We start from the raw sequence: 17,001 nt of genomic DNA, 5'->3' as shown, positions 1-17,001 counted from the left end.
ATCCGTCTGCCCCCGCGAATCGTCCACGGACACAGCGAATCACAGCCGATTCAATCGACTCAACTTCTTTCCGGATGGGCTCTGAGGCCGACGGCGGACAGTGGTTGGCTTGAAGCAATTCTGCGCCGCATGGTCAGCGAGTCCGCGCTTGAGCGTCCAGGTCAGCGCGTCGCGCTTTCACGGCTGACGGAAGTGCTCTTTGTCGAGGTGCTGCGAAGCTGGATCACGTCTCTCAGTCCGGGACAGGGTGGCTGGCTTGGGGCCATATCCGACCCCCATATCGGACCAGCGCTCAAGCTCATTCATGAAGGCCCGGAACAGCCCTGGAGCCTGAGCGACCTTGGCAAGCGCGTGGGGCTCGGCCGCTCGGTATTTTCGGCGCGCTTCACCAAACTCGTCGGGCAGTCCATGCAACGCTATGTAATCGAGCGCCGGATGGCGGAAGCGGCATTCCTTCTGGAAACCGCCGATGAGCCCATTGCACGGATTGCAAGCCGGGTCGGTTACGAGACGGCAGCGTCATTTTCGAAGCTGTTCCATCGCTACCACCACCTGTCACCTGGCCGATACCGAGCAACTCGGCGCTCTAACCATGCTGAAGGGCTGGGGGATCTCCTGGAAACAGAAACCGGAGTTTGACCTTGGCAAGTTGGTGCTGCCTCGTCATTCCTGTTCAACTCGGTCGTTGAGGGCGGTTGTCTCTACGCGTGTCCTGCCTCTTCGAGCAGTGATGACGCCGGACACTCCGCGCCAGCGACCATTCGCTCCGAACCGGCGCGACGCCAAGCGAAGGTAGCGATCATTGTGTTGATTTTGAACTAGTGACCCGACAGACTTAATCCCTAACCTTCCAGACGGATGCTCAGGTCTCCGTTTGCCCACGGGAAGGGAGATGCTGAAGAGCGGTCAGGCGCGGCACCTGGACAGGTTACCGATCCCAAAAATCCTGAAGAGGCGTAGGCATGGTTGGCAACGGTTTGACCGGGAGAAGTGCGCTGGTCACCGGGTCGACCGGCGGCATCGGATTTGCCATTGCCGAACGCCTAGCCGCCAATGGCTGCGCCGTAGCGATCCACGGTCTTGCGCCGGCGGATGATGGCATCGCGCTGGCGGCTGACCTCGCAGCCCGTCACGACGTCGCCGTGGCCTATCACCACGCAGATCTCTCCTCACCTGACGGTGTCGAGGAGCTACTGCACTCGCTTGGCCAGGCGCCCGACATCCTCGTCAACAACGCCGTAGTGCGACACCTCATTCCGATCGAGGTTATGACGCCGGCGGAGTGGGAGGCAGACCTCGCGGTGAACCTCTCCGCACCGTTCCACGCGATCCGGCTTGCACTGCCCAGCATGCGCGCGCGTGGCTGGGGGCGCATCATCAACATGTCCTCCGTCTATGGCCTGTTCGCCACTGCGGGCAGGGTTGGATATGTCACCACCAAGACCGCGCTGATCGGGCTTACACGTGCGGTTGCGATGGAGACGATCCAGGACGGCATCACCTGCAATGCGCTGTGCCCTGGGTCGACGCCCACGCCCGCGATCGAGGCGCGAATCACCGCAGGCATGTTGGCGCGCGGCGAGAGCGACCGTGAGGCCGCCATTCGCGACTTTCTCGCCGGCAAGCAGCCGACACGGCGCTTCGTCCAACCCGAGGCGGTCGCCGCGATGGTTGCGTTTTTGTGCAGCCCGGCGGGCGACGACATTACGGGGGCCACCCTGCCGATGGACGGAGGCTGGTCCGCAAGCTGATCCGAGACGCGTCAGGGAGGAGAGAAGAATGAAAAGGCGGGATCTACTGGTGGGTGCGGTCGTGGCCTTGACCACACCGCGGATAACGATGGCACAGGCTTGGCCCGACCGGCCGATCCGGATGGTGATCCCATGGCCGCCCGGGGGGACCACGGACATCCTCGCGCGGATTATCCAGGTTCCACTCTCTACTGCCCTGGGCCAGCCCGTGGTGATCGAGAACCGCGGTGGTGCTTCCGGAGCGATCGGTACTGCTGAACTTCTGCGGTCCACGCCGGATGGCCACAACGTGGGGATCGTGACGAGTACGCTGGTCTCCGCCCCGCTGTTGTCACGCCAGCCCTTCCACCCCGTAAATGATGTTACACCCATCCTGCATCTGGCCGACGTGGCAAACATTCTCGCCGTGCATCCGAGCTTGCCGGTGCATTCGGTGCGCGAGTTGATCGACTATGGCAAGGCGAACCCAGGCAAGTTGTCATTTGGCTCGCCTGGTATAGGCTCGGCTGTGCACATCTCGGGCGAGATGTTCAAGCTGATGACCGGCGTGGATATGGTGCATGTGCCCTATCGTGGAGGTGGGCCAGCGATAGCGGCTCTTGTCGCGGGTGAGATCCAGCTGATGTTCGGCAATGGTAGCTCGACCCTGCCGCATGCGCGCACGGGTGCGGTACGTGCACTTGCCGTCACCTCGGCGCAGCGCCAGCCCTACCTGCCAGAGGTGCCAACCATCGCGGAGGCCGCGTTGCCAGGCTTCGACATCGTGGAATGGTATGCGGTGATCGGTCCCGCCGGCATGCCGGAGCCGGTGGTGAACCGTCTCAACCGCGAATTCATGGCGATCGTCGGTACGCCGGAAGGACGCGCACGACTGCTCGACCTTGGCTCACTCGTCGTTGGTGGCACGCCCGCAGAGATGGGCGCGCTACTGCGCGATGACATGGAGAAGATCGGCCGCGTGGTACGCGAAGCGCGCATCACGGTGGAATGACCTATCCAGATCGTGGTGACCGCGTTGTCATCGTAATCAGCCGAAACTGCAGCGGCCTTACGATCGCTGCCCGGCTTGAGGCCGAGGGTATGTGCGCGTTGCTCGTCTGGACAGCGGCGGCGATCGGTAAATTCGACTTACTGCCGAACCATGCCGGCGCAACCCGACACAGAGGCCGCCAGCGGCGTCGATGGGCTTCATCGAGCGCGACGCCACCGGGGGTCCAACAACGCCGTGCGCATCATGGACAGGAACATCTCGCCGGCGACCTTCGACTTGGCGGCGATGGCCCTATCGGTGCAGGCGATGAAGCGGCGCGTGCCGTAGGCGGGATGGCGGGTTCAGTGCCGTCACCTCTGAATCCGCCACCAACGGCGTGGCTGGCCAGGCGGGCACCAGGGCGTCCGCCGCGATCCGCATCACTGCCCTCGATCCGGAGACCCAGGTCCCCATGGCTGAGGCGTGCCTCGATCAGCCAGGCCTGATGCCGAGCGTTTGCCTCATAATCTTCAGATAATCATCATTGTATGGGGAGTATCGGAACTGCTGCTCCTCCGCCGTCGTCAACGCTTCGCGGTCGACGATGCTCTTATAGTGAGAGAACGATCTGAAGCCGGCTTCGCCGTGATAGCTGCCGATACCGCTGGTCCCCACGCCGCCGAATGGTAGATCGCCGTTTGTAACCTGGACGACGGCATCATTGATCGCCCCGCCTCCGAAAGAGAGGTCGGACAAGATCTTGCGTTTCGTCCCGGCATCCTCGGTGAACAGGTAGAGGGCTAACGGCTTGTCACGTTGCTTGATCTGGCTGACGACGTCGTCAATGTCGTCGTAGACGAGCGTCGGCAGGACGGGGCCGAACACCTCTTCGCCCATGACGCGGTCGCCCCAATTCACGTCGCGCAACACAGTTGGCGCGATCACGCGCTGATCGACGTCGACCAGACCGCCGGTGAAGACCTTCCGCTGATCGATGAGAGCGGCAACGCGCTCAAGGTTCCGCGCGTTGACGATTCGGACGAAGTTATGGTTCTCCAGCCCATATCGACTGGCGGCGATTTCCTTCGCCAGTGCGTCAAGGAACTCCTCATAGATCGAGCGATGAACATTGACGTAGTCGGGCGCGATGCAGGTCTGGCCGGCGTTGAGGAACTTGGCCCACGCGATCCGTCGCGCTGCGAGAGGAAGATTGGCGTCGGGCGCCACGATGGTTGGGCTCTTGCCGCCCAATTCGAGCACGACCGGCGTCAGGTTCTTGGCTGCGGCTTGATAGACGATCCGGCCGACGGCAACGCTGCCCGTGAAGAAGATCATGTCGAACTTGTGCGCCAGAAGCGCACTGGTTTCACGCACGCCGCCCTCGACGACCGTGACGTAGGCCGGGTCGAAGGCTTCGGCAATGAGGTTCGCGATCGCCGCGCTTGTATTGGCCGTGATCTCACTGGGCTTCAGCACGACGGTGCAGCCTGCGGCCAGGGCGCCGACGGCAGGCACTATCGTCAATTGAACGGGATAGTTCCAAGGTCCGATCACCAGGCTAACGCCGAGTGGCTCTGGCATGACGTAACACCTGCCCGGCGAGGTGAAGGGCGAGGACGCCACTGGGCTGGGCGTTGACCATGCGGCGACGTTCGCGATCGCTGCATCGATCTCGCTGTAGACCGGGAGCAGTTCCGTGATGAAAGTCTCGTAGCGTTGCTTGCCATAGTCTGCAGCGATCGCTTCCTGAAGCACGCCCTCGCGCTGCTCGAGAGCCCGCTTCAGCCGGAGCAGCTGCTCGATGCGAAAAGAGATAGGCTTGGTAACATTGGTGTCGAAGTAGGCGCGCTGCCTGCTGATGACGTCTTGCATGGGCTTGCTCCGTGAGCGTGCTGCTCGACATTGAGTCGGGTGGAAGCCAGACAGCCGCGGTTGGAAGCGGTTAGCGGTGCTTTTGCAGCGTGCCCGCCGGCATGGCACGCGCTCCCCCACCGGGCGGATAGCGAGCGTGTGGTGGCGCAGGTCAGGGCGGCATCCAGCCGATCCCGCGCGCATGAAGGCTGTGAATGTAGAGCCGCTCCGCGGTCTCCGTGACGCCCGTGGTTTCGGGATACGTGCCGCTCGGGTCCTGCAGATCGGCGATGACGCCGCCGTCCTCGTCGATCGCGAAGACATGACCGTATGACTCGCCCAGCGGGAGCATGAAGCGCGGTAGCCTCAGCAGGACCGAGCGAAGGAAAGGCCGCTCGGAGAGCCCGTCCGCGGCCGGATTGCGCGGTTTGAACAGGCCCACCCAGATCCGGCCATCGCGCCCGCGCATCAGGTTGTCGGGATAGCCCGGCAGATTGTCGATCAGCACGCGCGCCTGCGGCGAACCGCTCGCCACGTCGAGGCCCTCGGCGTGGCCGTCGATCCGCCAGATGCGGTAGCGGCCCGTCTCGGCCACGAACAGCGTATGGCCGTCAGACGACAGCGCGAGCCCATTGGCGAAGGAGAAGCCATGGGCAACGAGGCGGGTGCGCCCGGTCGCCGGGTCGAAGGCCAGGACGCGGCCGCTGGCCGCCTGTTCCAGGATATCGAGGACGCTGGCCTCGTAGGTACCGCCCCATGCGGAGGGCGCGAAGCGTGTGGAAGCGTCCGTGACGTAGATCGTTCCATCGGGTGCCACGACGACGGCGTTGGCATAGCGGATGGGATCCTGCGGCGAGACGCGGTCGGTCAGCACCGACACCTGCCGGTCCGGAGTGATGGCCAGCAGCCCCTTCATGGCATCCGCGGCCACCATGCGGCCGCGTCCATCGAAATCGAAGCCCAGCACCCGCCCGCCCGTATGCGCGAAGACTTCCCGGTTGGCGCCGTCCGGGTCCATGCGCAGCAGAGTGCCGCTCGTCATCGCCGCATAGAGCTTGCCATCCGGGCCCATCGCTATGTGCTCGGGCCCGACCTCATCACCCAGGTCAATCATGCGGAGGCCGGCCAACCGGGTGTTCGGCGCATAGGCGCCGACATAGCCCGGTGGGGTCGGCGCCTGCCAAGCAACGGGCGTCGCCGGGATCGGCCAGAAGCAGAGATAGCCGATGGCGATCACCAGGATGACGGCGGTCAGGCCAGCGGCCTTGCGAGGGATGGATCGAGTCAAGGCAGTGCCTTCCTGCGGATTCGCGTGGCGATGCGTCAGCCCGGCACCCATTGCGGCGCCCGTGGCAAGGTCAGGGCGAACAGCACCAGGCCGAGCAGCGTGAGGACAAAGCCGGCCCAGGCTGCGGCGAGCAGCCCGAAGCCGCTGGCGATGACGACCGCACCCGCCCAGGCGCCTATCGCGTTGGCGACATTCAGGGAGGCGAGGTTCATCGCCCCCATCAGCGTCGGCGCCTCCGGCGCGAAGTGCGTGAGGCGCACCTGGATGGTGGGGATTGCCGCCATCGTCGTCGCGCCGACGCCGAACAGCGCCGCCATCAGCACCCAGGCATCCGCCCCCCCGAGCGCGAGCGCGGCCAGCACGGCAAGCGTCGTCGCATAGCCAACCAGCAGGCCGCGCGAGGGATGCGCGTCCGCCATCCTGCCGCCGACCAGGTTGCCCAGCGTCATGCCGATGCCGAACACCGCCAGCGCCACGGGGATCCAGCCCGGGCTCAGCTGCGCGACATCGGTCACGATGGGCGCGATGAAGGTGTAGACCGCAAAGATGCTGGCGATGCCCAGCGCTGCGACCACCATCATGATCCACACCGCCGGCTTGCGAAGCGCGGTGAGCTCCTGCACCACCGGTCCGCCCTTCAGAGCCTCCGACCGCGGTACCCAGGCCCAGAGCGCCAGGATGGACAGCACGCCCAGCCCGGCGACCGCGCCATAGGTGCTGCGCCATCCGATGAGCTGACCCAGGAAGGTGGCGAGGGGCGAGCCGATGATCGTCGCCACCGTCAGCCCGGTCATCACCAGCGCGAAGGCGCTGCCGCCGCGCCCCGGCCCGACGATGTAGGACGCGACGACGGAGCCAGCCCCGAAATAGGCGCCTTGAGGCAGGCCACTGATGAAGCGCGCCACCACGAGCAGGGTGAGTTCCGTCGCGACGGCGGAAAGCAGGTTGCCCAGCACGAACAGCGCCATCAGGCCAAGCAGCAGGCTGCGCCGGTTCAGCCGTGCGGCCGCCAGCGTGATCAGTGGCGCACCAAGCACGACGCCGAAGGCATAGGCCGTGATCGCATGCGTCGCGGTCGGGATGCTGATGCCGAGGCTCGCCGAGAAGAGCTGGATGATGCCCATGCTGGCGAATTCGGACGTGCCGATACAGAAGGTGCCGAAGGCGAGCGCGAAAAGGGTCAGGCCGCGCTTGCGCTGCTGCGCGGCATCCGTGCAATGGGCCGACGTGGCGCGGCATTGCGGGTGGTAGGCCCGGTCCAGCATAGCGCGTCCTCCCCTCAGCGCGACACAGCGCGCGCCGCGCGGTCGATGACGTCTGCGACCGCTTCGGGTTGCGAGATGTAGATCGCGTGGCTGCCGCGAAGCTCGGTGATGACGGCGTTGGCACGCGCCGCCCAGTGGCGCTGCGCCGCGGGCGGGATGATGCGATCCTCGGTTGGGACGACGTAGAAGACCGGACGCATGCGCCAGGCTGGGCTGGACGCCGCGGCGGCGAAGGCGGCGCCGGCGACGGGCTTCTGCGAATCCGCCAGGAAGGCGCCGCGTTCCGCCGGCAGGTCCTGCGCGAAGGCCTGGGGGAAGATGGAGGGCTCGAAGAAGAGGTAGCCGTCGCGGGACGGCCGCAGCGGCGGCGGTGATCCGCTGGCCGTCAGGGCTGCCACGGATTCGCCGGCGTCCGGCATGAAGGCTGCCACATAGACGATACCTGCAATCCGCTCGTGGCTGCCGGCCTCACTGATGACCGCACCACCATAGGAATGGCCGACGAGCAGCGTGGGCCCGTCCTGCCGGTCCAGCACGCGCCGCGTCGAGGCAACGTCGTCGGCGAGCGAGCTCAACGGATTCTGCACGACGCTCACCGCATAACCGCGCGCGCGCAGCAGGCGGTGCACATCCTGCCAGCTGCCGCCGTCGGCCCAGGCGCCATGCACGAGAACGATGTTTCTCACGGCCGGCTGCTGCTGCGCGTGGACCATGGCGCCTCCCGCCAGAAGCCAGGCAACCGCGGCGGCCATGGCGCGCCCAAGCGTCCTGATCGACATGCCTGTCTACCTCTCCGCCCGTACGCATCCGCCGTGTGGTCGTGGCCGGTCATCGGATCTCTCCGCCGCGAAGGCTACGGCCGGCGGCCGCGATCACCCCGTTAATCCAGGTAAAACGGAGCGGCGCATCAACGCGGGAGCGGGGTATGCGGGTGTTCCGGATTGGGCGTATGCGTCAGCCTCTCGCCACTCGTCGCGACAACGCCATCGATGCCATATGTCGCGACATGCAGGCCCCAATAGCCCGCGCCGAAGACGGCGAGCGCCATCGCCAGGCCCGCCGGGATGGTGACGAAGCCACGCCTCGCTTGGGGCAGGATATGGATTTCGCGGGTGTGATCAGCGGCTATGGCGACGATGATCGCCATGATCAGCGCATGGCCGATCAGGTCGACGCGTCCGAAGGGATAGACGGCGACATTGAAGATGACGAACAGCGCGATGGCCGACAGCCTGCGTACCAGCGGCGTCTAGAGGAGCCCGAATCCCATCGTGAACTCGGCGACGCCGGCCATGGGAATGAAGGCCTCGCGTGGCATGCCGAGTGTGAGGAAGGGCTTTTCATCCACCAGCGGGTCGAACCATTCGGGATGGGCGAATTTCTCGAGGCTCGACCACATGAGCGCGATCGCCACGCCATAGCGCAGCACCTCCAGCCGATGCCTGCGCCAGCCCGGGTTGGACGATGCCTCCAGCGCCAGATAGGCCGCGACGCCGACCCCGAGCGCGAGGTAGTCGAGCAGATGGAACACGTCGTAGTCGCGCAAGGCCAGCAGCCACAGCCCGATGAGGTCGGCCGCCGCCAGCGGCTGTGTCCGGCGCGAGAAGATGAGGCAGGCGATCAGCAGCTGTATCCAGGACACCCATTCCGCCGGCGTCCTGAGGTCAGGCGTCAGATAGACGCCGCCGACCTGCCACGAAGAAGGCCGCGACGACGGCCCGCACGAAGTCGTCGAGGCGCCCCCACAGCGGATCCGTGATCCGGTCCATGCCACGCAGGATCGCCTCGCCGGCCCTGGATTGCTCGACCAGCCTCGCCGCGATGAAGAAGAGGAGGACGAGGGCGATGCCGATCCAGAACCAGGTATTGACCAGTGTCGCGACGATCGGCTGCGGCGGCGCGCCGACGATATAGGGCGCGAACCACTTCACATGCGCCTCGGCCGGCGCCGACGCGACGATGACGGCAAGAACCGCAAGGCCCGCGCGCAGGATGGTCGTCATGCGATCAGGCTCCCGGCCGCGCGATGGCCAGATCACCCTGCGGCAATGTCTGACAGGCCAGCACATGGCCGGCCGCGACCTCCTCCTCCGAGAACAGCGCCTGGCCGAGTGTCACAAAAGGCCCCGCGAGCACGCGGGCCTGGCAGCTGCCGCAGGCACCCTCGCCGCAGGACTGGCTGAAGGGCACCTGCGCGGCATTCGCCGCCGCCAGGACGGTCTGGCCCGGCCGGCAGTCGAAGCCGATCCCATCCGACGTGGTGATCCTGAAGGTGGTGATCCCGGCCGCGGCCGCCGCCATCGCGATCGCCTGCGCACGCTCAGCGCGGGTCGCCCTGGTCCGGCTGGAGACGAAGGCCTCGGTGCGGGTCGCCTGCCGCGGAAGCCCGCACGCATGCAATGCCGCGATCATCGCCTGCATCATCGCGGGCGGGCCGCACAGATGCGCGCGGGTGGCGCCGGAGACATAGGGCCGCAGGGTGGCGGCGTCGATGCGGCCGCGTTCGCCGCGCCAGGCGGCATCGGGCGCCGTCAGGACGATCCGCGCCTCGAGGCCGGGCAGGCGCGTCCGGGCGGCGTCGATCTCCGCCGCGAAGAGGATGTCCGATTCCGACCGGAAGGACGCCAGCAGCGTGATCGGCCGCGTATCGCCTCGCTCCGCCAAGGCGGCGAGCATGCTCATGATCGGCGTGATCCCGACGCCGCCGGCGATTAGCAAGAGCCGCTCCGCCTCCGCCTCCCCCGCCGCATCGAGGGTGAAGGTCCCGAAGGGCGCGCACAGCCGCAGCGCCTCGCCAACCGCGAGCTCCCGGTGCAGGACTTTGGAGCCGAGGCCATGCTCCTCCTGCTTCACCGCGATCTCGAAGTAGCCCCGCTCCCCGGGTGCGCTGGAAATGGAGTAGGACCGCGCAATGGTGTCGCCTGCGACGGGCAGATCCAGCGTCACATACTGGCCGGCCAGGAATCGGAAGGGCAGGACGCCGCCGTCCAGCGGCTCGAAGCGGATCCGCCGTATCGTCGGTGTCATGGCCTCGACGCGCGACACACGCATGTATCCGCGCCATGGGGCAGCAGGATCGGGCACCGCGCGGGCCGACCGGATCGCCCGCCACATGCGTCCCGTCTCGCGGAACCCCAGGGCGGCATTCGCCGCCATGATGCCGCCCCACAAGGCGGCCTCGATACCGGGCCCCCAGGCATCCTGCCCGGACATGTACAGGCCGCGCAGATCCGTCCGGCATCGCGCGATGGATGAGCGCAGGCGCGCAGGGCTGGTGGCCAGACCATAGAAGGCACCATCGACGCTGTTCTGGTAGGTCACGAAGGTCAGCGGCGTCGCTAGCTCCGCGAAGGCGATGCTGGCCTTGATGCCGGGCCATCGCGCGTCGAGGCGCTCGATCAGCCGCGCCGTCACCGCCGCCTTGAGCGCCGCATAGGCATTGGGCCGCGCGCCCTGCTCGGTCCTTGACCAGGCGCGGAACACCCCGGGATCGACGAACTGCATCACCTCGATCGTGTGAGCGCGCGCGGCGGGGTTGTTGAGCGAGCTGAAGGAGACAAAGAGGATGCCCTCCCCGAGCGGCCGCGCGATGCCGGCATCGTCGTCGATGTCCGGCATGAACCAGTGGTTGGCGCCGTCCAAGCCAAAGGCGGCGGGCGAATGGTCGAGGCCGAGGAACAGCAGCAGCGTCGCGACTTCCTTGGGCAGCGGTGCCAGCGCCCGCTCCCATCGCTCGGCCTGGGCAGGCGGCAGTAGGCGCGCCGTGTTGCGCGCCCCGATCGCCGACACGATGCAGGGCGCTCGGACGGTGTAGCGCCGCCCGGTCGCGCGATCCTCGACGGCGACGCCCACGGCGCGGACCTTTTCGACGATGATGCCCTGCACCCGCTGGCGCGGCCGCAGCACGACGCCGAAGCGTTCAAGCCCGTCCATGATGGCGCGGCCGAGTTCCCTGGCCCCCCCGACCGGATGGGTCGCACCCTGCATGAAGGCCTGGATCGCCACATTGGCGTGGCCGCCGAAGGCGCTGGTCGCGGGCGGCGGGCCGAACAGACCCCAGCGCGCGGAGAGGATGGCCCGCAAAGCCGGATCGCGGACATGGCGCGCGACCACCTCGCGGATCGTGCGGAAGGTGTCGGGATAGAGCCGCTCGACCACTGGCATCAGCGCCGCGCGGAGCAGCGTCGAGGCGACGAGGTTGCGTGCCGTCATGCCTCGCGCGGCCTTGCGCGCCGTGGCGAAGAAGCGGTCGATGCCGGCCGCCTCCTGTGGGAAGCGCGCCTTCAGCCTGGCGCGGAACTCGTCTTCCGATGCCGGGATGGCGAAGTCGAAGCCGGGGAAATGCAGCCGGTCGTAGTCGTGCGGCAGGCGGTGATACTGCAACCGCCCATCCGCCAGGTAGTCCAGCATCGGGCCAGGCCCCGCCGTGAGGTAGTGGACGCCAGTGCCGAAGTGGTAGCGCCCCTGCCTGGTGAACTCATGCGTCAGGCCGCCCGGCGTGTAGTGCTGTTCGAGCATCAGCACGCGGCGACCACCGAATTCCGCCAGCATCCGCGCGGCGGTCATGCCGCCGATGCCGGACCCGATCACGACGACCTCGGCCTGCTCGTCGGCCGTCATCGCGACACGGAAATCCGCGCTCGCAGGCTATCGAGCAGCGTCAGCGCCGCCTGGGTCGAGGAGGGTGGGTTCTGCCCGGTGATCAGCAGCCCGTCCTGCACCACATGCGGGGTGAACTCAGCCGCCGCGGAGAACGTCGCGCCCTGGTGGCGCAGCACCTCCTCCAGCAGGAAGGGCACGATGTCCGTCAGGTGCACGGCCGCTTCCTCCGCATTGGTGAAGCCGGTAACCGAACGCCCCGCCACGATCGGCCCGCCATCCGATGCCTTCACATTGGTCAGGATGCCGGGCGCGTGGCAGACCAGCGCCACCGGTTTGCCGGCCGCCAGGGTCTGCTCGATCAGCGACAGCGCATGGCGGTCATGGGCGAGATCCCAGAGCGGCCCATGGCCACCGGGGAAGAACACGGCGTCGAATGCCGATGGATCGATCCGCGGCAGCGGCGCTGTCTCGGCAAGCGCACCCGTCGCCTCGGGGCTTTGCAGGAAGCGGCGCGTGTCGTCCGTCTGGCTTGCCTCGTCGAGGCTCCCCGGATCGACCGGGGCCTGGCCGCCCTTGGGCGACGCGATGGTGACCTCGAGCCCGGCATCGCGGAACACCAGGTACGGCGCGGCGAGTTCCTCCAGCCAGAGGCCCGTCTTCCGGCCGGTGTTCCCGAGCTGGTCGTGCGACGTGACAACCATGAGAATCTTCATGCGACCTGCCGGCTGCTGCGCCGGAAGAGCGCTTCCATCCGGGCACGCGAGGCTAGGGCCGCGCCGCGCGGCACCGCCGGTAAAATCAGGTAAAACGGCGAAGGTATTGCTTGTGCCGCGGGCGCGGGGCCGGTCCTATCGGGCTGCTCGCCGACCGCTGGGAAAGCCATGGAGCAGCGCGACACCGAAGAGAGGAACAGGGCCTATCGCTTCGGCGACTACCGGCTGGTTCCGAGCCGTCAGTTGCTGCTGCGAGGCGATCGGCCGGTCCGGGTCGGAAGCCGCGCGCTGGAGCTGCTGCGCCTGCTGGTCGAGCATCCTGGACGGCTGCTCAGCAAGGCCGAGCTGATCGCCTGCGCCTGGCCCAATACCCACGTCCACGAGGACAACCTCAAGGTCAATATCGCGGCGCTGCGTCGCGCCCTGGGCGATACCGGACCGGAGCTACCCATCATCGCCACGGTGCCGGGGCGGGGCTATCGCTTCGTCGCGACGGTGCAGGTGGAGCACGCGCTGCCCAGCGTTGCCCCCGCCGCCGCCGCGTCCGGCCGGGATGGTAGCCTGCCCGCCCTGCCCGCCCTGCCCGCGATCGCCGGCCGCCAGGACGACATCGCGCGCATCGCCGAGATGCTGGCCTGGCGGCGCTTCCTGACCATCGTTGGGCCCGCCGGGGTGGGCAAGACGACGGTCGCCGTGGCGGCGGCGCGCCAGGCCGCCGCCTGCCATCCCGACGGCGCCTGCTTCGTCGACTTCGCCGCGATCGGCGATTCCCATCTGGTCACCGCCGCGATCGCCGCCGCGACCGGGTCGGCCGGGACGCAGAAGGATGTCCTGGGCGGCATCATCGAGAGGTTGCAGGGGCGCATGCTGCTCATCTTCGACAATTGCGAGCATGTGCTGGACGCGGCTTCGGTGGCCGCGGACCAGATCCGCTGCGCGCTGCCCGACATCGCGATCCTGGCGACGAGCCGAGAGGCGTTCCGGTCCCGGGCGGAGACGGTCTATCGCCTGTCCCCCCTGTCCTGCCCCGCGGCGGATGAGGCGGTGGATCGCGACCGGGCGATGGATTTCGCTGCCGTCGCACTGTTCGTGGCTCGTGCCGGCGAGGCGGCAGGCTTCGTCATGGACGACACCAACGCCACGGCCGTGGCCGCGATCTGCCGCAGGCTCGATGGCATTCCGCTCGCCATTGAGCTCGCCGCGCCTCGTCTGCGCCACGGCGATCCGGCGACCCTACTGCAGCTTCTGGAAGGCAGCGTCGAACCCCTGAGCTACGGACCGGCGCAGGCGCCGCTGCGCCACCAGACGCTGCTGGCGACACTCGACTGGAGCTACCGCCTGCTGTCGGAGGACGAGGCCGCGGTGCTGCGCCTGCTCTCGGTCTTCGCCGGCATCTTCACGCTGGAGGATGCGGTCGGCGTCGCCGAAGGCCTCGCGCATCCGGCCGAGGCGGTCGCGGCCTGCATCGAGAGCCTGGCCGGCAAGTCGCTGCTGTCCGCCCATTTCGCCGAAGGGGCGATGCAGTACCGGTTGCTGGACGCGACGCGCAGCTATGCCGCCGGACGGCTGCGCGGCGCCGGCGAGATGCGGCCTGCCTGCGCCGCCCATGCCCGGTTCCTGCTCGATCTGTTCGAGCGGGCGGAGGCGGAATGGCACTGGCGCGTCCGCGCGGATTGGACCGCGATCTACGGGCACCATGCCAATGACCTGCGCCGGGCGCTCGACTGGGCCTTCGGCGAGGATGGCGACCCGGCCCTGGGGATCCGCCTGACGGCCTGCGCGCTGCCGCTGTGGGACGAGCTGTCCTCGGTCGACGAGAGCAGCCGGTATCTCCGTCGCGCGCTGCAATCGCCGGCGCTCGAGGCCAGCGCGGCCATGGTGAGGATGAAGCTCGCGACGGCGCATGCCTGGCGGCTGAGCTATACGGAACGCTTCGAACCGGCCGCCGAGGCGGCCTGGCTCGAGAGCCTGAGGCTCGCGGAGCTGGCCGGCGATATCGACTATCGACTCCGCGCGCAGTGGGGTCTCGCGATGCTCTGGTGTTACGGCGGGCGGCATCGCCAGGCCCTGGCGAGCCTGCGGCGCTTCGAGGCGCTGCGCGAGGAGGCTGGCGATCGCGCCGCGGCGCCGGCGGGCGAGCGGCTGCGCGTCATCACGGAATTCTACCTGGGCGATGTGAGCGGCGCGCACCAGGCACTGCGGCAGCTGGCGCGGCACCATGAACATGCCGACCAGCGTGCGCGCATCGCGCGCTTCCAGATCGATTCCCAAGTGGGGATTCAGACGTCGCTCGGTTTCGTCGCCTGGATCAGCGGCCACCCGCGCGAGGCCGCCGCCGCGGCGCAGGCGGCGCTGGAGGCAGCGTCCGGCCACGGCGTCTCGCAGGCGAACGTCCTGGTGCTGTCGGTGATTCCCATCGCGTGGTGGAGCGGGCGGATCGATGCGGTGGAGCAGCATGTCGCGGCCCTTGCGGCCAATGTCAGCCGGCGCGACATCGCGATCTGGGTGCCCAGCGTGCGGTTCTATGGTGGGCTGATCCGCATGGCGCGGGGCGATGCGACGGCGATCGAGGAGGTGCAGGGCGTGCTCGCCGCGCGCAGGACGTCCGGCTTCCTGATCCGGCTGCCGAGCTCGCTGACGGTGCTGGCTGAGGCGGCACTGGACCTTGGTGCCGTGGATGTCGCGCGGGAGAGCCTTGGCGCTGCCCTCGAGATCATGGAGCGCAGCGAGGAGCGCTGGTGTCAGCCGGATCTGCTGCGGGTACAGGGGCTTCTGCAGCGGCGCGAGGGGGATATGGCCGGTGCGGAGCGCGCGCTCCGCGCGGCGATGACCATGGCGGCCGCGTCCGGCGCGCGCTTCTTCGAATTGCGTGCGGCCCTGGCGCTGGCCGAGGGCTGGGCAGCCGATGGCCGGGCCGACGATGCCGGTGCGCTGCTCGCACCGGTCCTGGCGCGCTTCGATGCCAGGGACGACATCGCCGACCTCGTCGCTGCCCGGCACCTGCTGGACCCGCTGCGCGCAGCGCCGCAGCAGGAGGCGCGCGGCGCACTGGCGGAGGCCAGGCGCGCCCGGCCAAGGCTGCCTGTCACATCCCGCCGGGTAGCGGCGCCGCCGGGTTGACGATGGATTCCTGCCGAAGGTCCCTCCAGAAATCGAGAGGGACTGCTTCCTCGAGCGCGGCGCGGTCTTCGGCGATGCGGCCTGGCCGGCTGGCACCCGGGATCACGGCGGCGACGGCGGGATGCGCCAGGGCGAATTGAAGGCCGGCCGCCTTCATGCTCACCCCATGGCGCAGGGCGATCGCCCTGATTCGCGCCACCTTGTCCAGGATCGCGGGGGTCGCTGGCGCATATTCGAAGTTCGGTCCTCCCACCAGCGCCCCCGAACTGTAGGGGCCGCCGACGACGATGCCGAGCCCATCCTGCGCGACCTGCGGCATGACCCGTTGCAGCGCCCGGTCGTGATCCAGCAGGGAATAGCGGCCGGCGAGCAGGAAGCCGTCCGGCCGCGGGCCCTCCAGGGCCAGCAGCAGTTCGATCGGCTCGACCCGGTTCACGCCAAGGCCCCAGGCCTTGATGACCCCTTCGTCGCGCAGCCGGTCGAGGGTCCGGAAGGCGCCCTTGCGCGCGGTCTCGAAGACGCTGAGCCATTCGTCGCCATAGAAATCCTGCGCGACATCGTGGACCCAGACGATCTCGATGCGGTCGGTCCGCAGGCGATGGAGGCTGTCCTCGATGGAGCGCAGCGTCGCATCGGCGGAATAGTCGTTGACGATCCTGTTTGGGCGTCCGTGCCTGAAGACCTCTCCCTTCTCGCCGAGATCTCGGGCGGAGACGTCCTCGATCTCGTCCAGGATCAGGCGGCCGACCTTGGTGCTGATGACATAGTCGTCGCGCGGCCTTCCGGCGAGGGCTTCGCCCATGCGGATCTCGGCCAGGCCTGCGCCGTAGAATGGCGCATTGTCGAAGTAGCGAATGCCGTCATCCCAGGCCGCGGTGACGGTCGCGAGGGCCTCGGCCTCGGGGATGTCGCGAAACATGTTGCCGAGCGGGGCGGCGCCGAAGCCGAGCCGACTGGGGAGTACATCTTTCAGGGACATAGTCGGTCCTTTGCTGACGAAGATGAGCAGCGCACCAGCGAGCACGCTGCCATCCCTTCTTGGCCCGATCGCGCGGGCGTCGACGCAAGTATGGCGAGCCCCAGCGCCCGAGGTCGGTTAAGGAGGGTCAACTGTCGTAAATGCTGAAACACACCATGCTAGAGCTACCTGTGCACCGCATCCAGTTGATCGCTCGGTGAGCGAGGTCCTGCGTTTGGAGGCGCGCGGTGCCCCGGTCATTGCCGCCCAGAGAATTTCGTTTCCCGGTTCCCACCGCTGCTCCAATCTTCTCTCTCACAACCTGTCTCTCCTGGTCAGGGCGCCGCGCTGAGGCGCAGGTTTGGCCGGGGTTTGCGCGCGGATCTTGATGGTTCGATGACGCAACGTCAGCCAATTTTGCCCCGGAGAGAGCGGAGAGTCTCCGAACCTTGAGGGTGGGCCGATTTTTCCCTCAAGCTTAAG

Annotated in this window: 14 protein-coding genes; 4 read left to right on the top strand and 10 right to left on the bottom strand. The window is 67.7% G+C overall.

Annotation, left to right across the window (positions count from 1 at the left end; genetic code table 11):
• From IEY36_RS29660 to IEY36_RS29650, 3 genes are all read left to right on the top strand, one after another.
• A partial coding sequence (locus tag IEY36_RS29660; protein ID WP_229681701.1) for a helix-turn-helix domain-containing protein occupies window positions 1-639 on the top strand: 639 nt, incomplete at its 5' end.
• A gap of 323 nt (window positions 640-962) precedes the next feature.
• Window positions 963-1,751, top strand: coding sequence for an SDR family oxidoreductase (locus IEY36_RS29655; RefSeq protein ID WP_188973823.1), 789 nt, complete (start codon window positions 963-965; stop codon window positions 1,749-1,751).
• A gap of 28 nt (window positions 1,752-1,779) precedes the next feature.
• Window positions 1,780-2,742 (top strand): Bug family tripartite tricarboxylate transporter substrate binding protein, encoded by a 963-nt coding sequence (locus tag IEY36_RS29650; protein WP_188973821.1) that lies wholly within the window; start codon window positions 1,780-1,782, stop codon window positions 2,740-2,742.
• Between the two features lie 471 nt (window positions 2,743-3,213).
• Here the strand turns inward: IEY36_RS29650 and IEY36_RS29645 are convergent, their stop codons facing one another.
• From IEY36_RS29645 to IEY36_RS29615, 9 genes are all read right to left on the bottom strand, one after another.
• Window positions 3,214-4,776, bottom strand: coding sequence for an aldehyde dehydrogenase family protein (locus IEY36_RS29645; protein WP_188973819.1), 1,563 nt, complete (start codon window positions 4,774-4,776; stop codon window positions 3,214-3,216).
• Window positions 4,745-5,911: an SMP-30/gluconolactonase/LRE family protein gene (locus tag IEY36_RS29640; RefSeq protein ID WP_188973817.1), complete on the bottom strand. Its 1,167-nt coding sequence runs from the start codon at window positions 5,909-5,911 to the stop codon at window positions 4,745-4,747. Before IEY36_RS29640 ends, IEY36_RS29645 begins: the two co-directional genes overlap by 32 nt.
• Complete coding sequence (locus tag IEY36_RS29635) at window positions 5,896-7,125, bottom strand: MFS transporter (RefSeq protein WP_188973815.1); 1,230 nt, start codon at window positions 7,123-7,125, stop codon at window positions 5,896-5,898. Before IEY36_RS29635 ends, IEY36_RS29640 begins: the two co-directional genes overlap by 16 nt.
• Before the next feature lie 14 nt (window positions 7,126-7,139).
• Window positions 7,140-7,904 carry an alpha/beta fold hydrolase gene (locus IEY36_RS29630; protein ID WP_229681699.1) on the bottom strand — a complete coding sequence of 255 codons (765 nt, stop codon included), beginning with the start codon at window positions 7,902-7,904 and terminating at the stop codon, window positions 7,140-7,142.
• 128 nt (window positions 7,905-8,032) lie between these two features.
• A complete protein-coding gene (locus IEY36_RS30975; protein ID WP_229681698.1) occupies window positions 8,033-8,272 on the bottom strand; it encodes a hypothetical protein in 240 nt (79 codons plus the stop codon).
• Window positions 8,273-8,374: 102 nt separating this feature from the next.
• Complete coding sequence (locus IEY36_RS30970; RefSeq protein WP_229681697.1) at window positions 8,375-8,767, bottom strand: hypothetical protein; 393 nt, start codon at window positions 8,765-8,767, stop codon at window positions 8,375-8,377.
• A gap of 22 nt (window positions 8,768-8,789) precedes the next feature.
• A complete protein-coding gene (locus IEY36_RS30965) occupies window positions 8,790-9,128 on the bottom strand; it encodes a hypothetical protein (protein WP_229681696.1) in 339 nt (112 codons plus the stop codon).
• 4 nt (window positions 9,129-9,132) lie between these two features.
• Window positions 9,133-11,745, bottom strand: a complete 2,613-nt coding sequence (locus IEY36_RS29620; RefSeq protein WP_188973813.1) for an FAD-binding oxidoreductase — start codon at window positions 11,743-11,745, stop codon at window positions 9,133-9,135.
• Window positions 11,742-12,440 (bottom strand): type 1 glutamine amidotransferase domain-containing protein, encoded by a 699-nt coding sequence (locus tag IEY36_RS29615; RefSeq protein WP_188973811.1) that lies wholly within the window; start codon window positions 12,438-12,440, stop codon window positions 11,742-11,744. Before IEY36_RS29615 ends, IEY36_RS29620 begins: the two co-directional genes overlap by 4 nt.
• Before the next feature lie 168 nt (window positions 12,441-12,608).
• On the opposite strand from IEY36_RS29615, the gene IEY36_RS29610 reads away from it, so the two are divergent.
• Window positions 12,609-15,560, top strand: a complete 2,952-nt coding sequence (locus IEY36_RS29610) for an ATP-binding protein (protein WP_188973809.1) — start codon at window positions 12,609-12,611, stop codon at window positions 15,558-15,560.
• Here the strand turns inward: IEY36_RS29610 and IEY36_RS29605 are convergent.
• Window positions 15,526-16,539: an aldo/keto reductase gene (locus tag IEY36_RS29605; RefSeq protein ID WP_188973807.1), complete on the bottom strand. Its 1,014-nt coding sequence runs from the start codon at window positions 16,537-16,539 to the stop codon at window positions 15,526-15,528. The two genes, IEY36_RS29610 and IEY36_RS29605, sit on opposite strands and share 35 nt — an antisense overlap.
• Between the last annotated feature and the right edge of the window lie 462 nt (window positions 16,540-17,001).

The sequence above is a fragment of the Neoroseomonas lacus genome (assembly GCF_014644535.1).
GTDB lineage: Bacteria > Pseudomonadota > Alphaproteobacteria > Acetobacterales > Acetobacteraceae > Neoroseomonas > Neoroseomonas lacus.
This window is presented reverse-complemented; position numbering and strand designations above follow the sequence as displayed.

What these genes read in the sequence shown, in the direction of transcription:
- IEY36_RS29635 (WP_188973815.1), bottom strand. Translation starts at nt 7,125, where the DNA reads ATGCTGGACCGGGCCTACCACCCGCAATGCCGCGCCACGTCGGCCCAT.
- IEY36_RS30965 (WP_229681696.1), bottom strand. Translation starts at nt 9,128, where the DNA reads ATGACGACCATCCTGCGCGCGGGCCTTGCGGTTCTTGCCGTCATCGTC.
- IEY36_RS29640 (WP_188973817.1), bottom strand. Translation starts at nt 5,911, where the DNA reads ATGGGTGCCGGGCTGACGCATCGCCACGCGAATCCGCAGGAAGGCACT.
- IEY36_RS29620 (WP_188973813.1), bottom strand. Translation starts at nt 11,745, where the DNA reads ATGACGGCCGACGAGCAGGCCGAGGTCGTCGTGATCGGGTCCGGCATC.
- IEY36_RS29610 (WP_188973809.1), top strand. Translation starts at nt 12,609, where the DNA reads ATGGAGCAGCGCGACACCGAAGAGAGGAACAGGGCCTATCGCTTCGGC.
- IEY36_RS29615 (WP_188973811.1), bottom strand. Translation starts at nt 12,440, where the DNA reads ATGAAGATTCTCATGGTTGTCACGTCGCACGACCAGCTCGGGAACACC.
- IEY36_RS29655 (WP_188973823.1), top strand. Translation starts at nt 963, where the DNA reads ATGGTTGGCAACGGTTTGACCGGGAGAAGTGCGCTGGTCACCGGGTCG.
- IEY36_RS29605 (WP_188973807.1), bottom strand. Translation starts at nt 16,539, where the DNA reads ATGTCCCTGAAAGATGTACTCCCCAGTCGGCTCGGCTTCGGCGCCGCC.
- IEY36_RS29630 (WP_229681699.1), bottom strand. Translation starts at nt 7,904, where the DNA reads ATGTCGATCAGGACGCTTGGGCGCGCCATGGCCGCCGCGGTTGCCTGG.
- IEY36_RS30975 (WP_229681698.1), bottom strand. Translation starts at nt 8,272, where the DNA reads ATGGCGATCATCGTCGCCATAGCCGCTGATCACACCCGCGAAATCCAT.
- IEY36_RS29645 (WP_188973819.1), bottom strand. Translation starts at nt 4,776, where the DNA reads ATGCGCGCGGGATCGGCTGGATGCCGCCCTGACCTGCGCCACCACACG.
- IEY36_RS29650 (WP_188973821.1), top strand. Translation starts at nt 1,780, where the DNA reads ATGAAAAGGCGGGATCTACTGGTGGGTGCGGTCGTGGCCTTGACCACA.